Annotated in this window: 11 protein-coding genes; 5 read left to right on the top strand and 6 right to left on the bottom strand. The window is 64.4% G+C overall.

The features are described 5' to 3' along the window. The first annotated feature begins 216 nt into the window (after positions 1 to 216). From VA602_RS05920 to VA602_RS05910, 3 genes are all read left to right on the top strand, one after another. Positions 217 to 1,077, top strand: a complete 861-nt coding sequence (locus tag VA602_RS05920) for a CAP domain-containing protein (RefSeq protein ID WP_054890805.1) — start codon at positions 217 to 219, stop codon at positions 1,075 to 1,077. 109 nt (positions 1,078 to 1,186) lie between these two features. Beyond that, positions 1,187 to 1,573, top strand: a complete 387-nt coding sequence (locus VA602_RS05915) for a VOC family protein (protein ID WP_063545077.1) — start codon at positions 1,187 to 1,189, stop codon at positions 1,571 to 1,573. 89 nt (positions 1,574 to 1,662) lie between these two features. Next, positions 1,663 to 2,250, top strand: a complete 588-nt coding sequence (locus VA602_RS05910) for a hypothetical protein (RefSeq protein ID WP_323452756.1) — start codon at positions 1,663 to 1,665, stop codon at positions 2,248 to 2,250. Positions 2,251 to 2,319: 69 nt separating this feature from the next. Here VA602_RS05910 and VA602_RS05905 read toward each other — a convergent pair whose 3' ends face one another. Continuing rightward, positions 2,320 to 3,234: a site-specific integrase gene (locus tag VA602_RS05905; protein ID WP_323452755.1), complete on the bottom strand. Its 915-nt coding sequence runs from the start codon at positions 3,232 to 3,234 to the stop codon at positions 2,320 to 2,322. Positions 3,235 to 3,401: 167 nt separating this feature from the next. Between VA602_RS05905 and VA602_RS05900 the strand changes: the two genes are divergently transcribed. Beyond that, on the top strand, positions 3,402 to 4,049 hold the full coding sequence (locus VA602_RS05900) for a DUF1345 domain-containing protein (protein WP_063545079.1): 648 nt from the start codon (positions 3,402 to 3,404) through the stop codon (positions 4,047 to 4,049). A gap of 245 nt (positions 4,050 to 4,294) precedes the next feature. Continuing rightward, positions 4,295 to 4,555: a DUF1652 domain-containing protein gene (locus VA602_RS05895; RefSeq protein WP_323452754.1), complete on the top strand. Its 261-nt coding sequence runs from the start codon at positions 4,295 to 4,297 to the stop codon at positions 4,553 to 4,555. On the opposite strand, the gene VA602_RS05890 is transcribed toward VA602_RS05895, so the two are convergent. From VA602_RS05890 to VA602_RS05870, 5 genes are all read right to left on the bottom strand, one after another. Beyond that, the gene (locus tag VA602_RS05890) at positions 4,552 to 6,624 is read right to left on the bottom strand and encodes a putative bifunctional diguanylate cyclase/phosphodiesterase (RefSeq protein WP_323452753.1); all 2,073 of its coding nucleotides are present in this window, start codon (positions 6,622 to 6,624) and stop codon (positions 4,552 to 4,554) included. The two genes, VA602_RS05895 and VA602_RS05890, sit on opposite strands and share 4 nt — an antisense overlap. Before the next feature lie 175 nt (positions 6,625 to 6,799). Then, positions 6,800 to 8,293, bottom strand: a complete 1,494-nt coding sequence (locus VA602_RS05885) for an efflux transporter outer membrane subunit (protein WP_197891101.1) — start codon at positions 8,291 to 8,293, stop codon at positions 6,800 to 6,802. Then, positions 8,290 to 11,400 carry a multidrug efflux RND transporter permease subunit gene (locus VA602_RS05880; RefSeq protein ID WP_323452752.1) on the bottom strand — a complete coding sequence of 1,037 codons (3,111 nt, stop codon included), beginning with the start codon at positions 11,398 to 11,400 and terminating at the stop codon, positions 8,290 to 8,292. Before VA602_RS05880 ends, VA602_RS05885 begins: the two co-directional genes overlap by 4 nt. After that, complete coding sequence (locus tag VA602_RS05875) at positions 11,397 to 14,495, bottom strand: MdtB/MuxB family multidrug efflux RND transporter permease subunit (RefSeq protein ID WP_323452751.1); 3,099 nt, start codon at positions 14,493 to 14,495, stop codon at positions 11,397 to 11,399. The genes VA602_RS05880 and VA602_RS05875 overlap by 4 nt, the downstream gene beginning before the upstream one ends. Then, on the bottom strand, positions 14,492 to 15,763 hold the full coding sequence (locus tag VA602_RS05870; RefSeq protein ID WP_153773793.1) for an MdtA/MuxA family multidrug efflux RND transporter periplasmic adaptor subunit: 1,272 nt from the start codon (positions 15,761 to 15,763) through the stop codon (positions 14,492 to 14,494). The genes VA602_RS05875 and VA602_RS05870 overlap by 4 nt, the downstream gene beginning before the upstream one ends. Positions 15,764 to 15,894: the final 131 nt, after the last annotated feature.

The raw sequence follows: 15,894 nt of genomic DNA, 5'->3' as shown, positions 1-15,894 counted from the left end.
TGCATGATTGCGAGTGAGTCGTGTTTATAATGGATATTGCGAATTATTTCCAACCAATCGCACTTTTTCGCCCTTCGCCGGTCTACTGCCTCTTTTGCCGCAACAATCGGTTGCCGGTGGTTTACTGCAACTCACAAGACGAGACCAAAAGCCTACGGCTTGTGTAGGATGGGCAGCGCCAACACGAGGTCGCTGCCAGTCATAGGGAGATTCTTGATGCGCGTCCTGTCATCTGTTGCCTGCCTTGGTGCCCTGTCACTCGGCCTGGTCATTTCCACCAGTGCCCAGGCGATCAGCGGCGACGAAGCGCAACTGATCGAGTCGATCAATGCCTACCGCAGCCAGGCCCAGCGCTGCGGCGCCGCAGGCTCGCTGGAGCTGCCGCCGCTCAACAGCGACACCCGCCTGGCGCTGTCGCCGGAAGGCACCCGCGACCTGCAGCAGGCCATGACCCGTGCCGCCTACCCCATGGTCAACGTCCAGGCCATCAGCCTGTCCGGGCCACGGGATGCCAAGGCGGCGATGCACGCCATCGAAGAAAGCTTCTGCCAGGTGGTGCTCGACCCGCAGTTCGTGGATATCGGTGTCAGCCAGGAAGGCCGCGACTGGCGCATCGTGCTGGCGCGCCCGCTGCTCAGCGGGCGTCTGGGTGATTGGCAGGCAGAGGGTCAGAAACTGCTGCAAGAGGTCAATGCCGCGCGCAAGATCCCGCGCCAATGCGGCGGGCAGCCCTTCGCCGCAGCACCGGCCCTGAGCTGGAATGCCACGCTGGCCGGTGCCGCCGCCAACCACACGCGGGCGATGGCCAACCAGAACTTCTTCGATCATATCGACCGAGAGGGTCGCACGCCGGGTGACCGGGCCGAGCTTGCCGGGTATCTCTACCAGCAGATCGGCGAAAACATCGCTGCCGGCCGCGACACGCCACGCAAGGTGGTCGATGGCTGGCTGGCCAGCCCTGGCCACTGCGCAACGCTGATGAACCCCGATTACCGCGAACTGGGCGCCGCCTACGCCGTGGACCCCAAGAGCGATGCGGGGATCTACTGGACGGCAATGTTCGGGTCGCCGCAGTGAGGTGGATGCATGGGGTGCGCAGCGGCGTCGGCGCCTGATGCCATCAGACTGGTCAAATGCCGTACAGCGTCTTTACTTCAAGGTACGTCCCTCAGGAACGGTGCAGCCTATGAAGATCGTAGTCACCAGCATCCTCGTCGACGACCAGGCCAAGGCCCTGGCTTTCTATCATCACGTTCTGGGCTTCCAGCCCAAAGAAGACATCGCCATGGGCCGGTACCGCTGGCTCACCCTCACCTCCCCCAACGACCCCAATGGTGTCGAGCTGCTGCTCGAGCCCGACGCCCATCCGGCTGCCAAAACCTACAAGGCCGCACTCAAGGCCGACGGCATCCCGGCCACCTCCTTCGCAGTGCGTGACATCCAGGCCGAATACACGCGCCTGCACGCGGGCGGCGTCCTGTTCACCCAGCCGCCTACGCCAATGGGGCCTGTCACCGTGGCGGTGTTCGACGATACCTGCGGCAACCTGATCCAGATCGCCCAACGCCATTGATCACAGCGCGATGCGGTAGAGGCGACAGCCCCCACGGCATCCGCTACATTCTGTTTACCCGCCAGCGCACATAGAACAAGGAAAAGCCGATGCGCTACGAATTCAGCGAAGTCCTGAACGACCTGATCGACTATTTCCTCGTCGGCGACATCCAGCGCCTGGCGCGCTTCAAGGATGAAAACGCGCTACCCGACGACCTTGCCCGCGAATTCACCAGCACCGACAGCGGCGACCGCGCCGTGCTCGAAGGCGTGGTACTGCCTCTGGCGGGCATCGATAACCTGCCCTACCGCATCATCTTCAGCCTCGACGAACGAACCCCGGCCTTGCTCGAAGCCGGCAATCGCGTGGCACACCGCCGCGCAGGCTACGTGCTGCACGTGGAGAACCGTGCGTTGATGCTGTTCACCTGGCGCATGCTGCAGCACTTCACCAACAAGACCCTTGGCGACTTCATGGCCCGCTATCAGGTGCCAGGCCGTCCGATGATCGAACTCGACAACGGCTGGTACCAGGTCGAGGTCCTTGCCGGCGCAGTGGTGCGTGACGGGCTGTACGAGCCGGCGTTCGAGTTCCTGCTCAGCCGCACCCACTGCCAGCGGCCCGCCCCCGAGATCGACACCGGGTATCGCTTTTCGCTGGGTGGCGACGAAGTGCCCTCCGTCATCCCGCACTGACCTTGCCCCCTCGGGGAGCTCCTGCTGGCAGTGGTACTCACAGACGCGGGCCGGGGCGAAACGCTGACCTCAATAGTCGAACCGGTCCACCGCCCGCCGCCGCTCGTTGTCGTCACGCCGGTCATAACCTGCCGTGGTCTGGATATTCACGTGGTGGGCGAGTTTCTGGGCAATCGACAGATCGTGCTCTTCGATCACCCGGGTAATGAACGCCCGGCGAAAATCGTGGGGCATGATCTTCGCCCCTACCTGCGCGCCGCGCTGGCGGGCAATGTAGTAGATCGCATGCTTGGTGATGCGCGCACGGGTGATATGGCTGCCCCGGCGGATCCGGTTGAAGAGGAAGGGATCGTCCCCCGTGCCCTCCGGCAGTTGCGCGCGGCGCAGGTCGAGCCAGGCCTGCAGCTTGTCGAAGGCCCAGGCCGGGGCGTACTTGACCAGTTGCCGATTGCCCTTGCCCAGCACCTGCAGGCTGCGCTCGTGGAAATCGACATCGCACAAGTCGATGTCCACCGACTCGGACTTGCGCATGCCGGTGCCGTACAGCAAGGCGATGATCGCCGCATCGCGCACACCTTGCGGCCGCGGATCGGCAGCGCACACCTCCATCAGCTCACGGATCAGGCTGCGACGCAGGTTGCGCCCCGGCGGCAGGCGCGTGCCACTCGCAGGCTTGACCTCGCGAATCCTGAGCAGATGCTCGTGGTCGATCAGGCCCTGGCGCCAGGCCTCGTTCATCACCCCGCGCACGGCATTGACGTACAGCGAGGACGTGTTGGGTGCAAAACCATCGGCACGCAAGGCCGCCACCAGGGCAATGACGTGGCCAGGTTCGATCAGGTGCCAGGGCCCCGCGGCGATGTCACAGTCGGCGAACCCCAGCCGGTCGGCGGCATCCTGGAGGATGTAGCGCATGGTCAACTGGCTGGAGGGCGCCAGGCGTGCCAGGTACTGCAGCAAGGGATTGTGCAGGGAATCGGTCAAAACGTGGATCCTGTTGCGTGAAGCGAATCATCACCTTGATACGCAAGGCTTTTATTGATGGCGAACGCGGATGCTACCTGATGATCGAGTTCGGATCGAACACGTGGCGATACAACATCACCAGGTGCAGGCTAAAGTGGAAGGCAACTCACCACCGCCGAGCGCCCATGGCTTTCTACCGCCTGACCCACACCCACCCACGCCTGACCCTTGCCACGCTCGTCGGCCTGCTCGGCGGCTGGCTGATCCCCGCAGACGACTGGACCCAACGTTTTCTCGCCGGTTGGAACCTCGGCGTCTGGCTGTACCTGGCGCTGGTGCTGTGGCTGACCTGGCGCGCCACATCGCAGACCGTGCGCAAGGTGGCCAACATCGAGGACGAGAACGCAGGCCTGGTGCTGTTTACCGTGTGCATCGCTGCCATTGCCAGCCTGGTCGCCGTGACCCTGCAACTGGCCTCCAGCCGCGGCCTGCACGGTAGCGCGCAGGCCCTGCACTACCTGTATACCGGCCTGACCGTGGCCGGATCCTGGTTGTTGATCGGTTGTATCTTCAGCCTGCACTATGCGCGGCTGTTCTACACCGACAGCCGCAAGGAACCCCCTCTGCGCTTCGCCGATGGCGAGCGCAACCCCGACTATTGGGACTTCCACTATTTCGCGTTCACCCTCAGTGTCGCGGTCCAGACCTCCGACATCGGCGTGGCCAGCCGCGGCATGCGCCGGGTGGTGCTGGCCCACTCCCTGGTCGGATTCGTGTTCAACACTGCGATCCTGGGCTTCACCATCAACATCGCCGCCGGCCTGCTCAGTTGACCGCCGGTCCGAAAGCGCAGGGCGCTCAAGCTAGCAACCATTCCTCGCCAAGCCACGAGGAAAACGTTTGCACGCACGGCCCCGGCGGATTTGCCAGAGCCGCATGGATGTGACCTGGGTCAAGCATTCGCCGATTTGTCATCTTCGCTGCGCGACACTGGCGCCGTAGCTGCTATGTTTAGGTTTCGCCGTACCCCTCAGGACTCAGCGACCAGGCACCCGAACACCCGGAAATGGAGGCTGGCATGAACAAGATGACGTTCCCCAACGCCTGCCAGGTAATGCGCTGGCATTTCCACCCCTTGGGCTTCGAAGCCAGCATGGATGCACCCCGCAGCATGGTCGCGCGGTTGTTCGACCGGGCCACCGGCGAAACCGTGCTGGCCATCGCCGGTATTCCCTGCGCCGCGATCATGGCCGCGGCAGATGTGGAGCGCATCATCGAGGCAGTCGAAGCCGAGATGGACGCCTTCAATCCCTTCCCTACCCTGCGCGACGCCGGTTAGCCCTCCTCGCCCTGCTTCAACCCTTGCATGAACTGCTCGGCCGATACCGGCTGCCCCAGCAAGTAACCCTGCAACGAATCGCAGCCCAAGCGGGTCAGGAAGTCCTGCTGACGGTCGGTTTCAACGCCCTCGGCCACGATCCGCAAGCCCAACGCCTGCCCCAGTGCAACGATCGCCGAGACGATCGCGGCATCGTCGCTGTCATGCTCCAGGTCGCGGACAAAACCGCGGTCGATCTTCAGTTCGTTCGCCGGCAGACGCTTGAGGTACATCAAGCTGGAATAGCCCGTGCCGAAGTCGTCGATGGACAAATCGACGCCAATGTCGGACAGGCGCTGCAACACCGTCAGGCTGGCGTCGGCATCGCGCATGGCGGTGGTCTCGGTGATCTCCAGGGTCAGGCGGTTGGCCGGCAGGCGGTTATCGGCCAGGGCCCGGGCGACACTGTCGACCAACCCTGAATGGCAGAACTGGATGGCCGACAAGTTCACCGCGATGCGCCAATGTTCATGGCCCTGATCCAGCCACAGGCGCATCTGCCGACAGGCCTCGCCCAGCACCCATTCGCCGATGGGGATGATCAGGCCGGTCTTCTCCGCCAGGCCGATGAAACGGTCCGGTAGCAACATCCCTTGCTGGGGGTGCTCCCAACGCAACAAGGCCTCGGCGCCGATCGGCGTGCATCGGTGCGCGTCGAACTTGGGTTGGTAATACAGGCGGAACTGGCCATGCTCGAGCGCCGCGCGCAGGTCCTGCAGCAATTGCAGTTGCTGGCGGGCATTGCTGTTCATCGAGGTGTCGAAAAAACTATAGCCGTTCTTCCCGGCACTCTTGGCGTGATACATGGCCGCATCGGCGTTGCGCAACAGTTCGTGCTGGTCCTGGCCATTACCCGGATAGAGCACGATACCCACGCTTGCCGACAGTTGCAGGTCGTGGTCTGCCACGCGGAAAGGCCTGGCCACCAGATTGACCTGCTTGTCCGCCACGCCCACGGCATCGTCGGTCTCCTGCAACTCGACCAGCAGGACAAACTCGTCACCGCCAATCCGCGCCAGGGTGTCCTGGCTATGCAGATGCCCGCGCAACCGCGCAGCCACGGCCTTGAGCAACTGATCGCCAACATGATGGCCAAAGGCATCGTTGACCGGCTTGAACCCGTCCAGGTCGATGAACATCAGCGCAAAGCAACCGCCTTGCTCTGCCACCTTGGCCATGGCCTGCTCGATACGGTCGGCCAGCAAGGTGCGGTTCGGCAGCCCGGTCAGGGTGTCGTGCAGGGCCAGTTGCGTCAGTTCCTGGTTGGCCTGGGTCAATGAGCGCGCAAGTTCCGCGGTGCGGGATTCGAGGCGCGCGTCCAGCACCGACGTCAGCAAGGCCACCGCCAGCACCGCCAGGGTGGTGATCAGCACTGCATAGTCCAGCCAGTCACCAGACAACCCACCGACCAGCGCACCGCAGTAACTGCCCACGGGGAAGTTGGCCGCCGCCATGCCGGTGTAGTGCATGCCGACGATGGCAACCCCCATCAGCACCGCTGCGGCACCGCGGATCTGCCGAACGTACGGCGTCTGCCTGCGCAGGCGGAAGGCAATCCACAAGGCTGCCGCCGAGGCGCCCACGGCGATGGCCAGCGAAGCACCGAACAGCGCCGGGTCGTAGTCGATCCCGGGCAGCATCTGCAAGGCAGCCATGCCGGTGTAGTGCATGCAGGCGATCCCGGTACCCATGAACAGCGCACCCAAGCCCACCTGCGGGCAACTCAACCGCGGCTGGCTGACCAACCACAAGGCAAAGCCTGCAGACAACACGGCGATCAGCAGCGACAACGCGGTCAAGCCCAGGTCGTAGCCCAGCTCGATGGGTAACTCGAAGGCCAGCATGCCGATAAAGTGCATCGACCAGATGCCGGTTCCCATCGCCAGTGCCCCGCCGCCCATCCACAGATACACCGCGCGACCCGTGGCGGTGGCGATGCGGCCTGCGAGGTCGAGTGCGGTGTAGGATGCCAGGATGGCCACGCACAGCGAGATCAACACCAGCGAAGAGGAGTAGCTACCTGTCAGCATTTCAAGTTCCGGCAGAGGGCGAGGAAGGGCCCGGAAAAGGCGGAGGATTTTACGCGAACAGGGAGCAAAGGCACGGGATTTTGCGGGGGCTACAGGGTGGAAGATCCAGCGGTCGGTTACGCACGGTGCCGACGCTATCGCGGGCTTGCCCCGCGATCACGCCGGCACTGCAACCTTACTGTTTGTCAGCCTCGGCGAACGCCGGCCCCGCTTCCCAGCCGCCACCCAATGCCGCGATCAACTGCACACTGGCCACCAGGCGACCCTGCAGCAGATTCAGCACACTGCGCTCGTTACTCAGCGCCGTGGTCTGCACGTTCACCACGTCCAGGTAGCCGATCAGTCCGGCGCGGTACTGGTTCTCGGTCAGGCGCAACGACTCGCGGGCAGCATCCAGCGCCTCCTGGCGGACCACGGCTTCGTCGGCATACACCTTCAGTTGCACCATGTAGTTCTCGACCTCCTTGAAGCCATCGAGCACGGTCTGGCGGTACTGCGCCACGGTCTGGTCGTAGACCGCCACGGTGCGGTCCACCTCGGCGCTGCGCTTGCCGGCATCGAACAGAGTCAGCGCCAGTTGTGGCCCGACCGACCAGTAGCGGTTCGGCAGCTCGATCCAGTTGTTGAAGCTGCTGCTCGAATAGCCGCCGTTCATGCTCAACGACAGGTCGGGGAAATAGGCTGCGCGCGACACACCAATGTTCGAGTTGGCCGCCATCACCTTGCGCTCGGCCGAGGCGATGTCCGGGCGGCGCTCCAGCAACTGCGACGGCACGCTTACCGGGATTGGCGGCAGCGCCGGAATATCATTGCTGGCAGCCAGCGAGAACTCGGCAGGCGCCTTGCCCATGAGTACGGCGATGGCGTTTTCATACTGGGCGCGCTGCCAGGCCAGGTCGATCAGGTCGGCCTGGGTGCTCTTGAGCTGGGTACGCGCCTGAGCGACGGCATCGGGGCCGGCGACGCCTGCACGGTACTGGTTCTGGTTCATTCGCAACGAGCGCTCGTAGGCGGCCACGGTGGCTTCGAGCAAGCGCTTCTGCTCGTCGATGACGCGCAGTTGCAGGTAGTTCTGCACCAGCTCCGACTGTTGGCTCAGACGGATCGCCGCCATGTCGGCCAGGCTGGCCTCGGCGCTGGACTCATTGGCGTTCATGGTCTCGCGCAACTTGCCCCAGAGGTCGATCTCCCAGCTCACACCCAACTGCGCGTTGTAGGTGTCGCGAATGCCGCTGCTGTTGTTCGACAGGCTGGAGCTGGAGCTGCCGGTGCCCTGGGCTGAACGGTTCTTGCTGGTGGTGAGGTTCAGCGACGGGAACAGCGAGGCGCGGCTGCTGCGTACCAGGGCCTGGGCCTGACGGTACTGCGCTTCGTACTGGGCAACCGTCTGGTTGCTGCGGTTGAGCTCCTCGACCAAAGCGTTCAAGCCCTTGTCGCCGTACAGCTCCCACCAGGCACCGCGGGCGATGGCATCCGACGGATTGGCCTGGGTCCAGCCCTCGGCCTGCTTGAACTGCGCCGGGCTGCTGACCTCCGGGCGATGATAATCCGGGCTCAGGGTACAGGCGCTGAGCATCGCCACGCACAGGCCGGCACCGAGCAGGCGCGAGCCACGGCCACGGGTCAGCAGTTGCAGGGCACGGTGCAGCGGGGTCTGGGCAAAGTTCATAGCGGGGTTTCCAGGGCGGCGTCGGTGCGCACGCCGCGCCAACGGTTGAAACGGTGGCGCGCGCGGTCCAGGTACAGGTAGACCACCGGCGTGGTGTAGAGGGTGAGGATCTGGCTGAAGACCAGGCCACCGATGATGGTCAGGCCCAGCGGCTGACGCATTTCCGCGCCTTCGGCCTGGCTGAGCAGCAGCGGCAGCGCACCGAGGATGGCAGCGATGGTCGTCATCAGGATCGGCCGCAGGCGCAGCAGGCAGGCGCGGCGGATCGACTCTTCCGGCGACAGGCCTTCGTTGCGTTCCAGTTGCAGGGCCAGGTCGATCATCAGGATGGCGTTCTTCTTCACCACCCCGATCAGCAGGAACAGGCCCAGCAACGAAATCAGGCTGAACTCCCCGCCGGTCAGGTACAGCGTGAGCAGCGCACCGACGCCGGCCGAAGGCAGGGTCGAGAGGATCGTCAGCGGGTGGATGTAGCTTTCGTAGAGAATGCCCAGCACCAGGTACACCAGCACCAGGGCGCCGAGAATCATGAACGGCTGGCCTTCGGCGTTCTTGGTGAAGGCATCGGCGTCGCCGCCGAGCTTGGCGATCACCGACTCGGGAAGGCCCAGCTTGGCCACCTCGCGCTCCAGCGCGGCCAGGGCCTGGTCGACGCTGTAGCCCTCGGCGACATCGAAGGAAATATCCTCGGACGCGAACTGCCCTTCGTGGCTGACACGGTCGTTGGCCAGGCTGTTCTCGTAGCGGGCGATGGTCGACAGCGGCACGCGCGCGCCATCGGTGGTAATCACCTGAACCTGCTCGAGCGTACTAGGGTCCCAGGCGTACTTGGGGTTGATCTCCATCACCACCTGGTACTGGTTGAGGCTGTCGTAGATGGTCGAGATCTGCCGCTGGCTGTAGGCGTTGTTCAGTACCGCGGTGACCATGTCCATGTCGATGCCCAGGCGCTTGGCCTGGTCGCGATCGACCACCAGCGTCACCTGCTGGGTGCCGGCACCGTCACGGGCATCGATGGCGGTCAGCTCGGGCAGCTTGCGCAAGGCCGCAGCCACTTTCGGGAACCACTCGCGCAGGGCCGCCAGATCGCCGCTCTGCAGGGTGTAGAGGTATTGCGAGGTGCTCTGGTCACGGCCACCGCCACCGAGCTGCAGGTCCTGGTCGGCCATCAGGTAGAGGCGTCCGCCCGGCACCTTGGGCAGCTCCTTGCGCAGCCGCTCGATGACCTTCTGGGCGTTTTCCTTGCGCTCGCCGATGGGCTTGAGGCGCACCAGCACGAAGGCATTGTTGGTGCCGCTGTTGCCACCGATGAAGCCGGCAACGCTCTGTACCGCAGGGTCCTTGAGCAGCGCACGGCGGTAGGTTTCCATTTTCGGTTGCATCACAGTGAACGACAGGCCGTCATCACCGCGCACGAAGCCTTGCAGCTGGCCAGTGTCCTGCTGTGGCATCAGGGTCTTGGGCACGATCACGTACAGGGCAACGTTGAGCACGATGGTCGCCAGCAGGCTGATCAGAGTCAGGCGCCGATGGCGCAAGGCCCAGCCCAGACTCTTGTCGTACCCCTCGACCATGCGCTGGTGCACCCGGTCGCTCCACCGCTGCAGGCGCGTCTGGCCCTGTGGCGCATGGGGCTTGAGCCAGCGCGAGCAGAGCATCGGCGTGAGGGTCAGGGACACCAGCAGCGACACCAGGATCGCCGCCGCCAGGGTGATCGAGAACTCCTGGAACAACCCGCGCACGATGCCACCCATGAACAGGATGGAAACGAACACGGCCACCAGCGAGACGTTCATCGACAGCAGGGTGAAACCCACTTCCTTGGCGCCCAGGAACGCCGCGCGCATGGGCTTGGCACCATTCTCGATATGCCGGGAGATGTTCTCCAGTACCACGATGGCATCGTCCACCACCAGGCCCGTGGCCAGGATCAGCGCCATCAGCGACAGGTTGTTCAGCGAGAAGCCGCACAGGTACATCACCGCAAAGGTGCCCACCAGCGACACCGGCACAGCGAGGCTCGGGATCAGCGAGGCGCGCAGGTTGCCGAGGAACAGGTAGACCACCAGGATCACCAGCACCACGGCAATCAGCAGGGTGTGCTCGGCTTCCTTGAGCGTGGCCTTGATCACTGGCGAGCGGTCCATGGCGATGTTGAGCTTGACGCTGGCCGGGAGCAGCGACTGCAGGGCCGGAAGCTGGTCCTTGATCTGTTGCACGGTCTGGATGATGTTGGCGTTGGTCTGGCGGTTGACCACCAGCAGCACCGCCGCATCGTCGTTGAAGAAGCCGCTGTTGTAGCGGTTCTCGACGCCGTCGCTGACCTTGGCCACATCGGCCAGGCGCAGGATCGCACCGTTCTGCTGGCGGATCACCAGCGGCTTGTAGTCATCGGCCTTTTCCAGCTGGTCGTTGGCGCGTACCTGCCAGTTGCGTTCGGCGTCCTCGACGAAGCCCATGGGCCGACGCTGGTTGGCGTTGGCCACTGCGGTGCGTACATCGTCCAGGGCCAGGCCGTACTGGTTGAGCAGTTGCGGCTCGAGTTCGATGCGCACTGCCGGCAGCGAGCTGCCGCCAATCTGCACCTCCCCTACCCCAGTGACCTGCGACAGGCTCTGCGAGAGGATGGTGTCGGCCAGGTCGTACAGCTGCCCTTTGGACAACACGTCCGAGGTCAGCGACAGCACCATGATCGGCGCCTGCGACGGGTTGACCTTCTTGTAGGTCGGCATGCTGCGCATACCACTGGGCAACAGGTTGCGGGTAGCGTTGATCGCAGCCTGCACCTCGCGCGCGGCACCGTCGATGTCGCGCCCCAGATCGAAGCCGATGATCACCCGCGTCGAGCCCTGGCTGGAGCTACTGGTCAGGGTGCTGACCCCGGCGATGCTGCCCAGCTTGCGCTCCAGCGGCGTTGCCACGGTCGAGGCCATCACCTCGGGGCTCGCACCCGGCAGGCTGGCCTGCACCACGATCACCGGGAAGTCCATCTGTGGCAGCGGCGACACTGGCAGCAATCCGAAGCTGACACCGCCCAGCAGCATGATCGCCAGGCTCAGCAGCATGGTCGCTACTGGCCTGCGAATGAACGGACCGGAAAGGTTCATGCCTCGGCCTGCGCGGTGTCGTCAGCCGGGCGCCAGCGGCGCGCCAGGCGGTCGAAGTACAGGTAGATGACCGGCGTGGTGAACAGTGTCAGCACCTGGCTGACCAGCAGCCCGCCCACCATCACCAGGCCCAGCGGCTGGCGCAGTTCGGCGCCGGAGCCCGTGGCGAGCATCAGCGGCAAGGCACCGAACAGCGCCGCCAGGGTGGTCATCAGGATCGGCCGGAAACGCAGCAGCGCCGCCTGGTAGATCGCCTCACGCGGGGTCATGCCCTGGTGACGCTCGGCCTCGAGAGCGAAGTCGATCATCATGATCGCGTTCTTCTTGACGATACCGATCAGCAGGATGATACCGATGATGGCGATCATCCCCAGATCGTTGCCGCTGAGCAGCAGCGCCAGCAAGGCGCCCACTGCCGCCGACGGCAGCGTCGAGAGGATGGTCACCGGGTGGATGTAGCTCTCGTAGAGCACGCCGAGCACGATGTACATGGTCACCACGGCGGCGAGGATCAGCAGCAAGGTGCTCGACAGCGAGGCCTGGAAGGCTTCGGCGGCGCCCTGGAAGCGGGTCTGCACGCCCAGCGGCATACCAATGTCCTGCTGCACCTGCTCGATCACCTGCACCGCTTCGCCCAACGACACGCCCTGGCCGAGGTTGAAGGACATCATCACGGCGGGGACCTGGCCGATGTGCGAAATGGCCAACTGTGCCTGGCGCTGTTCGATGCGCGCCAGCGCCGAGAGGCGAACCTGGCCGCCATCGGTGGCCTTGACGTGGATGGACTCCAGCGCCTGCGGACCAATGTTGGCCGCCGCCTGCGACTGCAGCACCACGCGGTACTGGCTGGCCTGGGTGTAGATGGTCGAGATCTGCCGCTGGCCGAAAGCGTCGTACAGGGCGTTGGTGATCTGCGCGACGGTAATGCCCAGGCGGCTGGCCATGTCGCGGTCGATCACCAGGTACACCTGCAGGCCTTTGTCCTGCAGGTCGCTGGCAACGTCGGTGAGCTCAGGGCGCTGTTGCAGGGCATGGACCAGCTTGCCGCTCCACTCGGCGAGCATGTCCGGGTCAGGCGAGGACAGGCTGAACTGGTACTGGGTGCGGCTGACCCGGTCCTCGATGCTCAGGTCCTGTACCGGCTGCATGAACAGGCGAATACCCACCAGCCGGTCGAGCTGCGGCTGCAGGCGGCTGATCACCTGGCTGGCCGTGACATCACGTTCGGCATGGGGCTTGAGGTTGATCAGCAAACGTCCACTGTTGAGCGTGGCGTTGTCACCGTCCACCCCAATGTACGAAGACAGGCTCTGTACCGCCGGGTCCTGCAGGATCACCTTGCTCAGCGCCTGCTGGCGCTCGCTCATGGCGCTGAACGAAATGGACTGCGGGGCTTCGGAAATGCCCTGGATCACCCCGGTGTCCTGCACCGGGAAGAAGCCCTTGGGCACGATGATGTAGAGGAACACCGTCAGCGCCAGCGAGCCCACCGCCACCAGCAAGGTCAGCGGCTGGTGCTTGAGCACCCAGGTCAGGGCGTGGCTGTAGCGTTCGATCAGCCAGTCGATCCAGGCACCGCTGGCGCGGTAGAAGCGGCTCTGCTCCTCTTCCTTGGGTTCACGCTTGAGCAAACGCGCGCACATCATCGGCGTGAGGGTGAGCGACACCACCAGCGAAATCAGGATAGCCACCGCCAGGGTGATGGCGAACTCGCGGAACAGCCGGCCGACGACATCGGCCATGAACAGCAGCGGGATCAGCACGGCGATCAGCGAGAAGGTCAACGAAATCAGGGTGAAGCCGATCTGCCGGGCGCCTTTGAGCGCCGCCTGCATCGGCGTTTCGCCTTCTTCGATGTGCCGGGAAATGTTCTCCAGCATGACGATGGCGTCGTCCACCACGAAACCCGTGGCGATGGTCAGGGCCATCAAGGTCAGGTTGTTGATCGAAAAGCCGGCCAGGTACATCACACCGAAGGTGCCGATCAGCGACAGCGGTACGGCGATCGACGGAATGATGGTGGCGCTGACCCGACGCAGGAAGACGAAGGTCACCATCACCACCAGGGCGATGGCGAACAGCAGCTCGTGCTGCACATCGCGCACCGCAGCGCGGATGGTCTGGGTACGGTCGGTGAGCACGCTGACGTCGAGGCCGGCCGGCAGGTTGTCGGTGATCGACGGCAGCATCTGCTTGATGCGGTCGACCACTTCGATGACGTTGGCGCCGGGCTGGCGCTGGATGTTCAGCAGCACCGCGTGGTTTTCGTTGGCCCAGGCGGCCAGGCGCTCGTTCTCGGCACCGTCGACGATCTCGGCGACGTCCTTCAGGCGCAGCGGTGCGCCGTTGTTGTACTTGAGGATCAGGTTGGCGTATTCGTCGGGCGAACGCAGCTGGTCGTTGGCATCGAGCATCGACACCCGGGTCGGGCCATCGAAGTTGCCCTTGGGCTGGTTGACATTGGAGGCGCCGATCAAGGTGCGCACGTCGTCCAGGTTCAGACCGTTGGCGGCCAGGGCATCGACATTGACCTTGATCCGCACCGCCTGGCGCTGGCCGCCAGCGATGCTGACCATGCCGACACCGCTGATCTGGGCGATCTTCTGCGCCACGCGGGTGTCGACCAGGTCATTGAGCTTTGGCAGTGGCAGGGTGCCGGAGCTGATGGCCAGGGTCAGCACCGGGGTATCGGCGGGGTTGACCTTGTTGTACACCGGCGGCGCCGGCAGGTCGCTGGGCAGCAGGTTGCTGGCGGCGTTGATCGCAGCCTGGACCTGTTGCTCGGCGACATCCATGTTCATGTCCAGGTTGAAGCGCAGGGTCAGCACCGAAGCACCGCCCGAACTGGTCGAGGCCATCTGGCTGAGGCCCGGCATCTGGCCGAACTGGCGCTCCAGCGGCGCAGTGACCGCGCTGGTCATCACCTGAGGGCTGGCGCCCGGGTAGAGGGTCATGACACGGATGGTCGGGTAATCGACCTGGGGCAAGGCCGCCACCGGCAGCATCTTGTAGGCGATCAGGCCGGCCAGGACGATGGCCAGCATGCTCAGCGTGGTGGCGACCGGGCGCAGGATGAACAGCCGCGAGATGTTCATGCGCCCGCCTTGCTCGACTCACCGGTCTGGGCCGAACCTTTGGCTTCCTGGCCTTGCAGGTGTTGGCCAGGGGTGGTCGGGACTTGCGAGCTGTCTTCGACCACCTCGACCTGGGTGCCCTCGCGCAGGCGGTCGGTGCCTTCGAGCACCAGACGCTCGCCAGCCTTCAGGCCCTCCAGGATCACACTGTTCTCGCCGTCGCTGGCGCCGACCTTGAGCTTGCGCACATTGACCTTGTTCTCGGCGTTGACCACATAGGCGAAGGTGCCGTCGTTGCCGAACTGGATCGCCGCCGCCGGGGCCAGCACCACCTGCTTGAGGGTGTCGGCCAGCAGGCGCACGTTGACGAACTGGTTGGGGAACAGGGCGAGGTCCTTGTTCTCGAAGAAACCCTTGAACTTCAGGGTGCCGGTGGTGGTGTCGATCTGGTTGTCGAGGCTGCCGAGCACGCCGGTGGCCTGCAGCTTGCTGTCGCCACGGTCCCAGGCTTCGACCGGCAGGCGCGCACCGCTGCGGTAGCGCTCGAGCACTGTGGACAACTCGGTTTCCGGGAGGGTGAAGGCGACGTTGATCGGCTCGGTCTGGGTGATCACCACCAGCGCCGTGGTGTCATTGGCTGCCACCAGGTTACCCAGGTCGAGCTGTCGCAGCCCCAGGCGACCGCTGATCGGTGCACGGATCTGGGTGAATTCGAGGTTCAGGCGCGCGTCATTGACTGCCGCCTGGTTGGTCTTGACCAGCCCCTGGAACTGCCCCACCTGGGCCTCGGCGGTGTCCAGGGTCTGCTTGGCGATGCTGTCTTCGGCATACAGGCCTTTATAGCGGGCCAGGTCGACCTGAGCGTTCTTCAACTGCGCCTGGTTCTGCGCCAGGGTGCCCTCTGCCTGCTGCAGGGCGATACGGTACGAGCGCGGGTCGATTTCCGCCAGCAGGTCGCCAGCCTTGACCTGCTGCCCTTCCTTGAAGTGGATCTTGACCAGCTCACCCGCCACCCGGCTGCGAACATTGACCGTGTTGGTCGCCGTCACCGTGCCCAGCGCCTTGTAGTAGAGCGGGAAGTCGCCGACCCGCACCGGCTCGACGCGCACCGGCACCGGGTCGCTGGAGGCACCAAAGCCCGGGCGCCCGCCTTTGCCCATGCGCACGCCCTGCTCCTTGTGCGTCGGGGCAGCGGCAGGCCACAGCCACCAGGCCAGCAAGGCCACCAGCAGCAGGATCAGCAGGCCGAACAGCCAGCGACGGGGAGAACGGGAGGCAGAAGCTTGCATGGGTTGAACGAACCTTGTTCAGAGAGTGGCGACTGGGGAGGTTGAACGATAAGCACTGGCATCGTTTTAGCAAAGGGCCTTTACCAGGCATTTACCATTGGCTGACGTTGCTAAAACGATGAACTTTAAAT

The organism is Pseudomonas machongensis, assembly GCF_034961125.1.
Classification (GTDB): Bacteria; Pseudomonadota; Gammaproteobacteria; order Pseudomonadales; family Pseudomonadaceae; genus Aquipseudomonas; species Aquipseudomonas machongensis.
This window is presented reverse-complemented; position numbering and strand designations above follow the sequence as displayed.